Origin of the sequence: Paenarthrobacter sp. NPDC057355 (assembly GCF_042667405.1) — a bacterium.
GTDB lineage: Bacteria > Actinomycetota > Actinomycetes > Actinomycetales > Micrococcaceae > Arthrobacter.
In genome coordinates this window covers 118412-132319 of the sequence record NZ_JBHVAL010000003.1, presented here as the reverse complement: position 1 = coordinate 132319, position 13908 = coordinate 118412, and the positions used below count along the sequence as shown (strand labels likewise).

Here is a 13908-nt window from a genome sequence, read left to right as displayed (position 1 = left end):
TTCGCACGCTAGCATTGGCCCTGTGAATCACTCATCACTTCGCATCACGATACTTGGTCTCCACTACGCCCCGGAGCCAACGGGCAACGCACCCTACACTACAAGCTTGGCAGAGGGACTCGCCTCCGCAGGACACCAGGTTACGGTCCTCACCGGCTACCCGCACTACCCGGAATGGAAGCGAAACCCAGAATTTACAGGCTGGAAATCAACTTCCGTAGTGAATGGTGTAGTTGTAAAGCGACTCCGTCATTACATCCCTCGGAAGCCCTCACTTCTTCACCGGGTTCATATGGAATTGAGCTTCGGGCTTAGGCTTCTGTTTTCACGATGGGGGAGGCCTGACGTAGTGCTTGCGGTAAGTCCTGCTCTGTTTTCAAGTGGCATGGCTATTGCGCGGGCCAAGCTCAGTCGCCGTCGACCAGCGGTCGCTCTTTGGGTTCAGGACATCTACAGCCAGGGCATCGTGGAAACGAAGTCCGGCGGAAGTCTCATGGGCGCCAGCATGAGGCGCGTCGAGTCGGAAGTTCTAAGGGCTGCAGATGGTGTTGCAGCGATCCATGATCGATTCCGGCGGTTCATGGTGGACTCATTGTCGGTTGCACCCGATCGTGTCCAAGTCATCCGCAATTGGACGCACCTGCCCGCCGCGCCGACGGGTGGGCAAAGGGAGATGCGGGACAGATTTCAGTGGCAGCCAAACGAGGTCGTGGTCCTTCACGCCGGAAACATGGGCATGAAACAGGGCCTTGAAAACGTCGTAAATGCTGCTCGTATCGCGGAAGAGCGAAGTAGCCCACTTCGCTTCGTATTGATGGGTGACGGAAACCAGAGACGGAAGCTTGAAGAATTGGCTGCCGGGCTGACCAAGATAGATTTTGTTGATCCGCTCCCGGACGAAGACTTCCAGATCGCACTCTCAGCGGCAGAATTTCTGCTCGTCAACGAACTTCCGGATGTCAAGGATATGGCCGTCCCAAGTAAACTGACATCCTACTTTAATGCCGGGGTCCCTGTCGTGGCAGCTACCGATCGCGAGAGCGTAACCGCAGCTGAGATTTCCGCGTCCGGCGGCGGCGTTCGCGTTGACGCAGCTAATCCTGCTCTCCTGGTGGAGACAATTGAGAACCTGAGCCGGGATCCTGACCTGACCCGCCGTCTAGCTGCTAACGGCCTGAGGTTCAGAAGTGTCACATTGTCTGAAGACACAGCGATTGCCCACTATGATGAGTTCCTGTCGACCATCGTCTCGGCTCGAAGCCAATAGGTCTGCCACACATCACTAAAATCTTAAAACGGGGGCATGCATGGTTAAGCGCGCGCTAATTACAGGTATTACGGGACAAGATGGTTCCTACTTGGCAGAACTTCTGCTAAAGAAGGGCTATGAGGTCCACGGGCTTATTCGCCGGGCCTCAACGTTCAATACCGCTCGAATCGATCACCTCTATGTCGATCCTCATGACGCTGGCGCCAAGCTCTTTCTACACTACGGCGACTTGAGCGATGGCGCACGACTGGTCACCCTGCTCGCCGAGATCAAGCCCGACGAAGTCTATAACTTGGCCGCTCAGTCACACGTTCGGGTGTCCTTCGACGAGCCAGAACACACAGGAAACACGACTGGTGTTGGTTCCATCCGCCTTCTCGAAGCAGTTCGAATGTCTGGAATTGACACGAAGTTCTATCAAGCCTCGTCCTCGGAGATGTTCGGCGCCACCCCTCCCCCGCAGAACGAGGAAACACCCTTCTACCCGCGATCGCCGTATGGCGCAGCAAAGGTATACAGCTACTGGGTGACCAAAAACTACCGCGAGGCATACGGCATGTTTGCGGTCAACGGCATTCTCTTCAACCACGAGTCACCGCGTCGTGGTGAAACATTCGTCACACGCAAGATCACCAGAGCGGTGGCGGCGATAAAGGCAGGAAAACAGGACCTCCTCTACATGGGCAATCTCGACGCAGTTCGAGACTGGGGCTACGCAGCGGAATACGTAGAGGGTATGTGGCGGATGCTTCAGGTGGACGAACCTGACGACTTTGTCCTTGCCACTGGCGGTGATTACACAGTCCGCGACTTTCTTCAGATTGCTTTCGATCACGCTGGCCTCGACTGGGAACAACACGTTCGATTCGATGAGCGCTACCTTCGTCCAACGGAGGTAGACGCCCTCGTCGGGGATGCTTCTAAGGCCCAGGAGAAGTTGGGTTGGAAGGCCACCGTCGCTACGCCCGAGCTCGCTCGCATAATGGTCGATGCCGACATTGAAGCGCTGAAGCACGCTGGCAACCACTGGATCGATGCCGTTGACTTAGAAAGCTGGAAAAACTAGTGACGACTTCCACTGGCTTCCAACCACGACCGCTAGATCGCGACGCGCAGTTCTACGTAGCTGGGCATAAAGGTCTCGTGGGGTCCGCAATCTGGCGCAAACTTCAGTCCGAGGGCTTCAGCCGTTTGGTTGGTCAAACATCGTCTGAGCTGGATCTCAAGAACCGGGAAGACGTATTCGCTTTTTTTGCCAAGGCAAGACCACGTTATGTGGTTCTTGCAGCGGCAAAAGTGGGTGGAATCTTGGCGAACAATTCGTACCCCGTAGACTTCTTAAGTGATAATCTGCGGATTCAGGTCAATGTCTTGGATGCCGCGCTCGAGTATGGGACAGAGCGTTTGCTATTCCTCGGTTCCTCCTGCATTTATCCAAAGTTTGCAGACCAGCCCATTCGCGAAGACTCCTTGCTTACAGGTCACCTCGAACCAACAAACGATGCATATGCAATAGCCAAGATTGCCGGAATAATGCACGTTCAGTCTATAAGACGCCAATATGGCTTGTCCTGGATTTCAGCCATGCCGACAAATCTTTACGGGCCAGGTGACAACTTCTCGCCTTCAGGCTCACACGTACTCCCGGCCCTGATACGCCGCTACGATGAGGCAGCGATCTCGGGTGCGGCCACGGTAACTAACTGGGGGTCCGGGACCCCGCGTCGGGAATTCCTTCATGTCGATGACATGGCGGCAGCTTGTTTGCACCTCTTAGAGAATTACGATGGCCCTGAGCAGGTGAACGTCGGTACTGGCGAAGACGTCACGATTCAGGAACTCGCCCAGATAGTGGCTGATGCTGTGGGTTACCGAGGGGACATCCAGTGGGATACTTCGAAGCCTGACGGCACACCTAGAAAGCTGTTGGATGTTTCTAAACTCTCAGGGTCGGGTTGGAATGCGTCCATTGATCTACGTTCAGGGATACGCTCGACCGTGGCTTGGTACAGGAAAAACGTCGGACAGATCCGAAACTAGAGATCTGCAACTGAATGGGGGGAAGCGTGTCCAGATCTGGAACTTCGTCAGTCGAACATACGGCGGTGCGACTGCCGCAGTGGCGTGGAAAATACGCGAGGCGCCTCAGGTTTGTGGACGCAGCGGTGATCGCATGGGCCGTCATTGGAGCCTTTGGCGTTCGCTTCGGTTTCAGCGACATCAGCACCCAAGATGTCCGTGACGCAGACTACATAGTTCTCTCCGCAGTCCTCGCCGTGGCCTGGTGGCTAATGCTGGAGATCTGGGGAAGCCGAGAGGCGAAAATTCTTGGCTCGGGCAGCGAGGAGTACAAACGTGTAATTGCGGCTTCGGCTTGGCTGTTCGGATTCGTTGCAGTCTTCTCCTATGCACTCAAGATCGATACTGCTCGAGGATATGTTGGTTTGGCGTTCCCAGCAGGGGCATTGATTCTCTTGGCCGCAAGATGGCTAGTTCGGCAACACCTTAGCCTAGACAGGCAACGCGGACAGAGCATGTCTCGCGTGCTAATAATTGGGGGGCCTTCGTCTGCCCAGCATCTGGTTCAGTCCCTGTTTCGCGCCCCCCAAGCCGGTTATCTGCCGGTCGCGGCACATGTTCCAGGGGCGCCTCATGATAGGGCAAACTCGGGCCGTTTTAGAGTTCCTCTGGCTGGTGTCGGCAGTGACTTCGACTCCATCTTGACCTCCATTCTTGACACCGAAGTCGATGCCGTGGCGATCTCAGCCGGAGTTAACATTCACCCCCAGGACCTACGCCGCTTGGGGTGGGAACTCTCTGCTCGGGACATTGGAATGATTTTGGCACCAGCGCTAACCGATGTCGCTGGCCCGCGTATTCACACTCAGCCCGTCGCCGGGCTCCCCCTCATACATGTTTCAACCCCCAAACTCACAGGGGGAAAGCGAGTAGCAAAGCGATCTTTCGACATCACGATTGCGGGACTTCTCATTCTGGCGCTCTCTCCCCTGCTCGTGGTTATTGCCCTGTTGGTTCGACTCAGCGGCCCGGGACCTATCCTCTACCGGCAGGAACGCATCGGTCTTCGGGGAACTACATTTGATATGTACAAGTTCCGCTCGATGAAGGTTAATGCTGATGCGGAGCTGCATGCTCTCTTGGAGGCCCAGGGCACCGCGGGCAAGCCCCTTTTCAAGGTGGAGAATGATCCACGTATCACCAGCATTGGCCGAAGCTTGCGTAAGTACTCTCTCGACGAGTTGCCACAACTGTTTAACGTTCTCGGCGGAAGCATGAGCTTGGTCGGCCCACGCCCCCAGCGGCATGGAGAAGTCGCCCTGTATGACGACGCGGCGCACAGACGCTTGTACGTAAGCCCAGGCATGAGCGGGCTCTGGCAAGTAAGTGGACGCTCAAATTTGACTTGGGAAGAAAGCATCCGGCTTGACCTTTATTACGTTGAAAACTGGTCGTTGATGGGTGACGTCATAATTCTCTTCAAAACCTTCAAGGCTGTGTTTACAAGCAGCGGAGCAGTTTAGAGAGTGCGTGACGGGCAAGCCTCAGATTTCGAACCCGCATGTGGAAGCCTCTGTGTATTCAGCAGTCAAACATTGGCCCCGTGCCATGCTTTTCAATGGTTCACGTACACGGTTCAAGTAGAGTACTTTCAACGGGACCAGCAGCAAGGTTAGTCATGAACGAATTGAGCGCCGCAAACTACCGGCTGCAAAGAGGGACTAGGACGGCAACACCAAATGGTCAAGAAAATCTCGAACTCGTCCGTGACACAAAGCCGGCGACCTGACCGTCCCAGCAGATCCCGCGGTCCCCGCCGTCGCCGGCTAGTTGCTTGGCTACTCTGTACAGCTGGGCTAGCTGCAATCCTGATAGGCGCGGTCACCTGGGTCGCATTCAAAGCTGCGACAGTCAAGACGGAGCTACAGTCCGCCATATCCTTGCTGCCCGACCTCAAACATCAGATTGCTGCCAATGATGCCAACGGTGCAGCAGACACCGTGGGTAGACTCACCCAACATACTGGCCTTGCACGAGACGCCGTGAATGACCCACTGTGGAAGGCAGCGTCCCTAGTTCCTTGGATGGGTCCTAATCTGCAGGCCGGCACCGAGATGGCAACATCTGCGGACGACGTTGCTCGACTCGGAGCAACTCCTCTAGTTAATGCTTTCCAATCCCTAAACTGGGAGACGCTGTCTCCTGGCCCGGGCACCATGAATCTGGCGTCCATTCAAGCCGCAGCACCTAGCGTCAAATCCGCATCCCACGCCGTTACCGAATCGTCTCGGCGTCTACAAGCAATTGATTCCGAGCAGTTACTGCCGCAGGTATCGGGTCCCTTGAGAGAAGCCATCGGCAAACTGTCGGATCTAAACGGTGATCTTGAGACTGCCGCCGATGCAGCCACTCTTGCTCCGTCAATGTTGGGCGCGGATACCCCGCGACGTTATTTGCTGCTGATGCAAAACAATGCAGAGTCGCGGGCCACTGGCGGCATCCCCGGCGCCTTGGCCGTTCTTAGCGTGAACAAGGGTAATCTCACACTCGAGTCGCAGACGAGCGCAACTTCTCTCGGGGCGTTCGTGCCCCCTATGCCAGTGGATGCTGAGCAAAAGTCGATCTACACGGCACGCGTGGGCAAGTTCATGCAAGACGTCAACCTGACTCCAGATTTCGCAACGACAGCCAAAACGGCCAATGCAATGTGGGAGAAATCCAAGGGTGAAAGGCTCGACGGCGTCATCTCGGTTGATGCAGTCGCACTGAGCTTCATACTGGAAGCAACTGGCCCTGTAGAGATCAAAGACCCCGCGATGCAGCAGATCGGCAGCGCATTGCCCGCCCAGTTAACGGAAAAAAACGTCGTCCAGACTCTGCTGTCTAATACATACGCAAGAATCACCGAACCTCAACTTCAGGATATTTACTTCGCCGGGGCTGCGAAGGAAATATTTGGCGCAGTGGCCTCAGGAAATACAGATTCCAAAAAACTCATAGCAGCACTCTCCAGGGGCGTCGAGGAGAGGCGCATCCTCTTGTGGTCCGGTTCTTCTGCCGAGCAGTCAGTCATTGGCACTTACCCCATCGGCGGAATGATCTCAGGCACTGCTGTATCACCTGCCCAGTTCGGCGTGTACTTCAATGATGGCACGGGCGCCAAGATGGATTACTGGATCAAACGCAGCGTACAAATCGTGAAGGATTGCACACGAGATGGCTACCGTGAAGTCAGTGTCCGGGTCACCAGCACAAACACAGCTCCCTCGGACGCGGCCGTAAGTCTGCCTCGATACGTGACGGGTGACGGCGAGTTCGGAATACCTCCCGGCTCTGTTCAGACAAACATCGTTGCGTATGGCCCCGTTCAGTCGAATATTGACACAGTTGTCAAGGATGGGGGGAAAATACCGTTCGCAGCGCAGCGACACAGCCAACGCGCGGTAGGCACATCCACCATCCAGCTCGCCCCAGGCGAGAGTACTGTATTGGACTTCAACTTCGGACATATCGTTCAACATGCAGACCCGATGCTGGTTGTCACACCAACAACCCAGGCTGTCAAGGATGTGCTACTGCAAGCCTCAAGCTCCTCCCCCTGTGAATAAGATGAGGCGCCGACGTTAATCCTTTGTAACGGGTTTGGATTTTCTTTGCTGCTTGCAGGTATTGAATGGTAAGTTCTATGTGGGCAGCACATGGGATTTCACTTACGGTCTCGTAGGGTCTCGGAAATCTCCAAACACCACGTCGTACCAAAAGGTCTCAGGGGGGACACACATGAGGAAATCTCTTGCAGCACTCACGCTCGCAGGTTCTATTGCACTTCTCGGCGCAGTACCGGCTGTAGCAGGCAACGCCAACTACCCAGCGCCGAACACCAGCGTTGCCGTCTCCGACGCCTCCGTGGCGCCGGGTGAAGCTTTTGTCTTCAGCGGTACGGGCTTTACACCGGGCGAAGGTATCACCATCACGGTTACACCCACGGGGACGCCGGCCGCCAGTGGCGGTAGTGTTTCCGCTGGAAGCCTTTCGGTGGCAGCACGCATTCCACTGGCACCGTCTACATTGTCTGCGGTCGCCGATGGAAACGGCGCATTCTCGATCTCCATCGTAATTAACGAGCCCGGCGCCTATGCCATCACCGCCACCGGGAACACCTCCGGCGTCACTGTCGGCCCTGTCACAGTGGTTGTCGGAGGCGCCGCTCTTTCTAACACGGGCGGCACAACCGGTACTGGAACGGGCCTGGCTAACACAGGGGGAGTGCCTCTGGCCAACACCGGCGCTGACTCTAGCCTCATCCTGTGGTCCCTGGTGGGCGCAGGTGCACTGGCAGCCGGCACGGCATCCGTCGTGGTAGCTCGCCGCCGTGCGAAGAGCACCGAGGTTTCTGCCTGATAGGTTTGAACCACCGAGGGTGGTTTGTCGGCAAGATTTTCTTGTTGGCAAACCACCCTTCTTTTTCGGCTTCGTTTCCTCTAACAGGTTCGCTGTGGTATCCATAGGGACTATGGGGCGACATTGGAGAAGACGCAGGTGGCTCACCGAGCTGCGCCTCCCTATCCCGGGATCTGCTTCAGTACCTCAAGGATTCCCGAAGTATGTCCTTCTAGGGCTTCTTGCGGCGGCATCGATAGGCGTCAGCGCTTGGGCCTTGATTCGAACCTAGTGAAGGCGTGCTTGAAGAACCCTCTACCTTGGCGACGAGTCCTCACGGTCTACGTCGGAGTCCTGGCATTAGTTGGCTTTTGGCCAACTCCTGTAGACAAATCCCTTCATGGCATTTTGGAGGCGGTGCTCAAGTACCTCCATACTCATGGCGCGCCCGGCTGGTTCAACTACCACCTCATCGAGACTTCCGCAAATGTCGCAATGTTCATTCCATTTGGAATTCTGATTGCCATGGCGCTGCCCGCCAAAGCATGGTGGCAGCTGGCTAGCTTAGGCTTGATGACCTCTACTTGCATGGAACTGGGACAGCTTCTGTTTCTAGCTGCCCGTTTTGCTAGCCTCATGGACGTTGTCACAAATACGCTAGGAACTGTCATCGGAAGCTCTATTGTGCGCCTGCTAACCGCACCATATTCAACTGAACATCCGCGGTGGATGTGTCTAGGTTCAACCAAGGGAGACGGTGGGTCCAGCCAACAATGAAGCAACTCTTCTAGCGGATACGCGCGAGTCATAGCGAGTCAGGCAGCTGACACGTCAGCGGTTTTATTAGCTCCTGCCTTGCCATCTACTCCGTAGGTGCCAAGGCCCCCACCCTCAGAGATTGCGTACGTCCGCAGCACTTTGGTCACCTGCGATTACCCAGCGCGTCCGGATTGGGCACTTTTCCAGGACGTGTAAACAGCCGGATTGAGGACGTAGCGTTCGGTGAAGACCAATTTAGATGCTGGCTCCTCGGCAATGGTTATCCCTACCACCCACTTCTAAGTGTCTACTCCAGATCGGGCGCTGTATCGAAGTGGTCTTCCAACGGCATTCTCGCTTCGGTCTACAAGTATCTGGGCGCCGGTGATTGAACGCCTCTTGCTCCCTGGACTGAACTGCCGGGCACCGTACTCAGCGGTATCATTTCGCAGAATGCTCTAGCGGCCGGGGAGCACAAACACGCCTCCAGCCCGGCCGTCGGAAAGCCCGCTTTGCTCCTAGCCATGAACAAAGCAAAAGAATTCGCAGATAATTGGTGGTTATATCCAGACCATTACTTGGGTCTTTGTAAGTTGCCTTAGTATAAGACGCAGGCTGTCCGCGTCACGTTCCTGCCCAAACGTGATGTGGGCAGCTCCCTGCTGTGCACCTGCGGCCCGGCGGCGAATCTCAAAGAGTCTGAGACAGACGCACAGGATGTCCGTATTTTGCGGATATCCTGTGCGCGCGTTTGCGCGTAGGGCACCCAATGCTGTCAGCGACGGCCTCGAACTTCAGAGCCTTGTGGTCCGCTGGCGCACAGAAGATATGGTTGGGTGGGAGATCAAAAGCCGCCACCAAACGCTGCTAGGCATTCCGAACGAGGACATTCACTGTCGCCTGTCCTTTCGGGTGAAGGCCGGAGTCTTCCCGTCGGCTTCTCGGACTCCATCTTTGCGGAGACCATACCCGGCATACTTTCTCCTATACTTGCAAAGGAAATGCCAATCTGATCCTTGGGGAAATTGTGACTGTTAGTACTATCCGCGCGCTCACTGTCGAGCCGCTGTCGCCTACCGACGAGTTGTCCGCGTCGGCCCTAATTCACGGGTTAGGCGACAACTCCGTGCGAATCGACGTTTCGGCGAACGTTCCCCTCAAAGTGAGTGGCGGAGCGTGGCTTCCTGCCGCTCTCCCAATGGCGATGAAACACGGTGCTGGTCTCCGGCTTGACGGATGCCACGACTCTATTGCCCTTGCTAACGCGGTGGGAGTCCAGCAGATTCTTGCTTCATGGTACGACGATCTGTCTGTTGTGAACGTCGACGCCGGCGGTCATGCTTCTTCGCCGACCCGCACACGGTCTAGGGGGGTGGGAAGCTTCTTTAGCGGCGGGGCCGACTCCTTTTTTCTGCTATTGAGAAGTCTGACGACATAACACACCTCATTTTCGTAACTGGTTTTGATATTGACGTTGAGGATGAAGCTTTGGCGTCGCAGGCAGTGGCTGGAGCGCGAGCCGCGGCCGCATCGCTCGGCAAGGAACTCATTGAAGTGCGGACTAACATCCGCCAAATGTCGGAAGGTATTCTCGACTGGGGCACCCACTACCACGGCGCAGCAATGGCTACCGTGGGACTCCTGCTGGGCGATGTGCTTGAGCGGGTGATTGTCCCGGCTAGTTACCACGTCGACGACCTTTTCCCTTGGGGCTCACACCCGGATCTTGATGCGCTTTGGAGTTCATCAGTGGTTACTTTCGAGCATCATGGGGAGTTCGCCACGCGCCCGGAAAAGGTCGCGAGAATAGCTGGCAACGATGCAGCCATGGACCATCTGCGGATCTGTTGGAAGAACCCGGGTGGTGCTTTCAATTGTGGAACGTGCGAGAAGTGCATCCGCACGATGGTGAACCTCCGCGTTGTGGATGCCCTGGGAAGGTGCCGTACACTTCCCGACGAAATTGACGTTCAGCGCCTCCGATCATTTCGAGCTGAACACGGCTCGGCCGTTTTCGCAAAGCAAAACCTTGAAGCAATGAAAGCAAGCGGCATCAACGACAAGGAACTAATTAAGGCCCTAAAGTGGACCGTTAGGACGGCCCCTTTGTGGGACGCCGCCCGAACATTGAGAACGTACACGCGCCGTCTACGCGGCTTGGTGTATTCAACCAGATAGGTCGGTTGCCCCCACCGCGAACAGCAGCAACGGCGGTTCCTTCGGGAAGCAGGTTCTCAGGGCGCCCTAGAAGTTGGTGCCTATGTGCTCCATCTCGTTGAGGTACGTGGGCGACGTCGAGTTCCGGTCGGTGAGCATCTGCATTTGATCACTTGCATGGTCCGACTAAGCGGGCTTGTTACCGTCCGCGAATGCGATAGTGGCCAGCACCCGGAGCCGGTCGAGGTTTTTCGCCGCTGATATCACGCCCGTGGGGAACTGCGTATCGGTGCCCGATTGCCCGGGAATGGAGGTGGCGATGCCCACAAATGCACTCACCTCCGCCGGGTAGCTCCTTTAGAGCACAAGGCTGTCGGCATAGCGGGCCCAAACTGAACAATGCGATGGAGGGCCGGAAGTCGCGGTTGGCGGCACGGGCGTAGGGCACACTCCGGGGCGGCCGTAACGACTTCGTCGATTCCCGCTACAGCTGGCCGTGTAGCTCACAATGTATATGGCCGGCAGGGTGCCGCGCGCCATGGTCACCTCTCGTCTCTTCGGATCCTGGCGATCGAGGCAAGGACATCTATGAGCAACGATTACCATTTACCCGATGGACCACCGCGCTATGGGGATCGTGCGTTTACTCCTGGAGAGGGCCCATCAGGTGCGGCAGCCCGAGTCGAAGAAGCCGCCGAGGGCGCAGCGCGCTTGAGTCTGGATGATATGGCTGCTGCAATCGACCGCCGATTGGAGAGCGCCTGGGCAGAGGTCCCAGATCCTTCAGTAACGGCACTCAGGAATGATTATCCAGAGGAGCTGGCTGCCGCGCGTGCCCTCGTGAACGTGCATCTGGGGACTCAACGTCAGTGGCGGCTGAAAGCGGAAGGCATTCGCGATAAGCGCTTGGCAGCTACGACGGGTCGGAGACGTGCTTCAGGACGTGCACGCAAGATCCTTCTGTTGCGTGTTGGACTCATCATTGCCTTGATCGCTCCGCCGGCATACATCGTGTGCACGAACCAAAACGACCTCGTCAAACTTGTAGTCACGGGTGCCGTCTGTTTGATCGCTGCTTTCGTCGGGGGCCATTACCTCACCGTGATGGCACGAGTGCCAGTAATGCCGACTATCCGTGGCCCTTGGCTGACCGAGATTCGCGAAGACATAGTCAATGCGACACTTGTGGCCATCCTGCTCAACAAGGGCATCTTTGTCCAGGGCACCACCATGGCGGCTGCCAGACGGGGATGGCAGAGCATACAGGTCGCGGCCAAGGCTGCGGCTGGAATTCACGCGTAAGACAGCGTCTTGGGCGCCGCTGCCCTCGTGTCGTGTAAGGATCGCCTTGGCCTGAGGATTTCAAAGCAGACTTGCGGCAGCACCGCCGTCGTGCGGTTCCGTTCGTTTCTGCGCACGAACCTTGTCCCGGCCAGCCTCCCACGCCGGCACTCCGTCGGCGATCCCCCCGGCGTGCGTGTGGTGGAGATAGTGCGGGGAAGCAACCGAGTGCTGCGTCGAGACGATCGGCGAAGTTACGCGCGTTTGAACAGCCCTCTGAGGAAATGCGTCAAATCCTCGGCGACGCTCTCTGGGCACTCCCATAGCACCAGATGGCCGGTCCCCTCGTAGATCTGCAGTCGTGCGCCCTGAATACGGTCCACCAGGGTTTCCTGATGCATTCGCGGCACAAGGTGATCGTGGGCGCCCCAAAGCATGAGAGTAGGGACCGATATTTCGCCGGTCTCCGTTGGAGGGGCGGCCTCGTAGAATCCCCGCAGTGAAGCCTTCCAAATCGAGGCTGGCATAGCGAGACCGTCCTGTACCCGATCTTCAATGTATGAGGTTGGCACTGCGTGCAGCATTCTGTACCAGGCCAATGATTCGCGAACCCAGTTCTCTGAGATCGGTTCGGTGAGGTGCTCGACCTCGGCCGCAAATGGTGGCCTTCCGTGGAGCGTCAGGGGTGCGCCTACCAACGTCAAGGATGCAACAAGGTCCGGATGCGAGACAGCGAGTTGCTGGGCAACGTAACCACCGCTGGAGGAACCCAGGACGTGTGCCTGCTTCACGCCGAGTGAAGACAGCACGCCCGCGACGTCCTCAGCAACTTCCAAAAGCGAGTAGCCGTCTCCCGGCTTATCGGCCGCACCATGACCTCGCAAATCAGGAGCCACAATCACAAAATCCGGGACTGCCGCAATGAGGCGATCGAAACTCCGCCAGGATTCGCCCCAGGCGTGCAGGAGCAGCAGTGGGGCGCCGCCGTCGTCGGCTGTTGGTTCCAGGTTCCCTTGCACAAAACAAGGCACGCTGATCCCGGTATCTAGAGACACGGTCCTGACTTCGGACTCCATGGCCTCAGCGTACGCTCGCCCGGCCGTTCCAGCACAGATATCTCTTGCGACTGGCTTCTGGAAATCCTGTCTCGTTGAGGTTGAAGTACTTTCTAGAGATGGAACAAAACCGGTCTTATGTTGCCCTAACGCGAGGGGTGCGCTTCTGTGACTTGCTGGATGCGTTTGAGTGTGGTGGAGCCAGTATTATTAGCTGACTCGTATCACGAATTTGGGGGAACCACGCCGTGGCTCGGAAGAAGAAGCAGACTCTCGCCATCATCCTGGTAGCTATCCTTGCTTTGGCGTCCGTTGGGATGGTCGGGCTGGCTGTTGCTAAGACGGAATCGGCTAAGTCCACAGCGGTATTCACCCCACCGCCAAACACTGAGATCCCGCCCATTCCCATGGCTCTCTGGGTGGGTGACAGCTACACAGAAGGTACTGGCGTGCGCGAAGCTGGCCAGGCATACCCCTCGGTGACTTCCAGGAGCCTCGGCTACATGCCGATCATCGACGCGCAGGGCGGTACTGGATTCGTCAATGACGGCAAGAAGAATGTCGCCACCAACGTTCCGATGGCCGACCGCTTGCAGAAGACCAGCGCAACGCCCAAGCTCGTCGTGATCGACGGCGGACGCAATGATGGCGTCGCTGATTTCAACACCGTCGTGAAGCCCGCTGTCACGTCCTACCTTGATGCCGTGAAGGCAAAGTGGCCGGACGCCACCATCGTCCTCATCGTCCCCTACTACATCGAAGGCAAGGGCGTATTCCGCGCGTTCACGAACTTCTACGCTGAGGAAGCCAAGCGCATCGGAGCGCTGGTCATTGATCCCATGGCCGAAGGATGGTTCAACGGCATGAACACAGCCCCCTTGATCTACACAGACAAAATCCACCCGAACGAGGCGGGCCATAAACTCTTGGCTGAGAAGTTTACGGCCCGCCTGAAAGAGCTAGGCGTCTCCGCCGTCTAGGACAACC

General features: G+C 56.9%; 12 protein-coding genes. 10 read left to right on the top strand and 2 right to left on the bottom strand.

The window, feature by feature from the left end; all coding sequences use genetic code 11:
• The first annotated feature begins 22 nt into the window (after positions 1-22).
• The 8 genes from ACFUOZ_RS06160 to ACFUOZ_RS06125 all read left to right on the top strand — a co-directional run bounded on the left by ACFUOZ_RS06160 (position 23) and on the right by ACFUOZ_RS06125 (position 10606).
• On the top strand, positions 23-1267 hold the full coding sequence (locus tag ACFUOZ_RS06160; RefSeq protein ID WP_377545808.1) for a glycosyltransferase family 4 protein: 1245 nt from the start codon (positions 23-25) through the stop codon (positions 1265-1267).
• A 40-nt stretch (positions 1268-1307) separates the two neighbouring features.
• Positions 1308-2336, top strand: coding sequence for a GDP-mannose 4,6-dehydratase (gmd, locus tag ACFUOZ_RS06155; RefSeq protein WP_377545806.1), 1029 nt, complete (start codon positions 1308-1310; stop codon positions 2334-2336).
• Positions 2336-3310 (top strand): GDP-L-fucose synthase family protein, encoded by a 975-nt coding sequence (locus ACFUOZ_RS06150; protein ID WP_377545804.1) that lies wholly within the window; start codon positions 2336-2338, stop codon positions 3308-3310. Before gmd ends, ACFUOZ_RS06150 begins: the two co-directional genes overlap by 1 nt.
• Positions 3311-3324: 14 nt before the next feature.
• A complete protein-coding gene (locus ACFUOZ_RS06145; protein WP_377545802.1) occupies positions 3325-4812 on the top strand; it encodes a sugar transferase in 1488 nt (495 codons plus the stop codon).
• Between the two features lie 417 nt (positions 4813-5229).
• On the top strand, positions 5230-6897 hold the full coding sequence (locus ACFUOZ_RS06140) for a DUF4012 domain-containing protein (RefSeq protein ID WP_377545800.1): 1668 nt from the start codon (positions 5230-5232) through the stop codon (positions 6895-6897).
• A gap of 172 nt (positions 6898-7069) precedes the next feature.
• A complete protein-coding gene (locus ACFUOZ_RS06135) occupies positions 7070-7690 on the top strand; it encodes an LPXTG cell wall anchor domain-containing protein (RefSeq protein WP_377545798.1) in 621 nt (206 codons plus the stop codon).
• Positions 7691-7828: 138 nt separating this feature from the next.
• A complete protein-coding gene (locus ACFUOZ_RS06130) occupies positions 7829-8446 on the top strand; it encodes a VanZ family protein (protein ID WP_377545991.1) in 618 nt (205 codons plus the stop codon).
• A gap of 1470 nt (positions 8447-9916) precedes the next feature.
• Positions 9917-10606, top strand: coding sequence for a hypothetical protein (locus ACFUOZ_RS06125; RefSeq protein ID WP_377545796.1), 690 nt, complete (start codon positions 9917-9919; stop codon positions 10604-10606).
• Positions 10607-10771: 165 nt separating this feature from the next.
• Here ACFUOZ_RS06125 and ACFUOZ_RS06120 read toward each other — a convergent pair whose 3' ends face one another.
• Positions 10772-10924 carry a hypothetical protein gene (locus ACFUOZ_RS06120; protein WP_377545794.1) on the bottom strand — a complete coding sequence of 51 codons (153 nt, stop codon included), beginning with the start codon at positions 10922-10924 and terminating at the stop codon, positions 10772-10774.
• A gap of 249 nt (positions 10925-11173) precedes the next feature.
• On the opposite strand from ACFUOZ_RS06120, the gene ACFUOZ_RS06115 reads away from it, so the two are divergent.
• Positions 11174-11887 (top strand): hypothetical protein, encoded by a 714-nt coding sequence (locus tag ACFUOZ_RS06115; RefSeq protein WP_377545792.1) that lies wholly within the window; start codon positions 11174-11176, stop codon positions 11885-11887.
• 233 nt (positions 11888-12120) lie between these two features.
• Here ACFUOZ_RS06115 and ACFUOZ_RS06110 read toward each other — a convergent pair whose 3' ends face one another.
• Positions 12121-12942: an alpha/beta fold hydrolase gene (locus ACFUOZ_RS06110; RefSeq protein ID WP_377545790.1), complete on the bottom strand. Its 822-nt coding sequence runs from the start codon at positions 12940-12942 to the stop codon at positions 12121-12123.
• Between the two features lie 227 nt (positions 12943-13169).
• Between ACFUOZ_RS06110 and ACFUOZ_RS06105 the strand changes: the two genes are divergently transcribed.
• Positions 13170-13901, top strand: coding sequence for an SGNH/GDSL hydrolase family protein (locus ACFUOZ_RS06105; protein ID WP_377545788.1), 732 nt, complete (start codon positions 13170-13172; stop codon positions 13899-13901).
• Positions 13902-13908 lie beyond the last annotated feature (7 nt).

Bases quoted from the DNA above. Each gene is read 5' to 3' on its own strand.
- ACFUOZ_RS06110 (WP_377545790.1), bottom strand. From the start codon at position 12,942: ATGGAGTCCGAAGTCAGGACCGTGTCTCTAGATACCGGGATCAGCGTG.
- ACFUOZ_RS06135 (WP_377545798.1), top strand. From the start codon at position 7,070: ATGAGGAAATCTCTTGCAGCACTCACGCTCGCAGGTTCTATTGCACTT.
- ACFUOZ_RS06115 (WP_377545792.1), top strand. From the start codon at position 11,174: ATGAGCAACGATTACCATTTACCCGATGGACCACCGCGCTATGGGGAT.
- ACFUOZ_RS06145 (WP_377545802.1), top strand. From the start codon at position 3,325: ATGGGGGGAAGCGTGTCCAGATCTGGAACTTCGTCAGTCGAACATACG.
- gmd (WP_377545806.1), top strand. From the start codon at position 1,308: ATGGTTAAGCGCGCGCTAATTACAGGTATTACGGGACAAGATGGTTCC.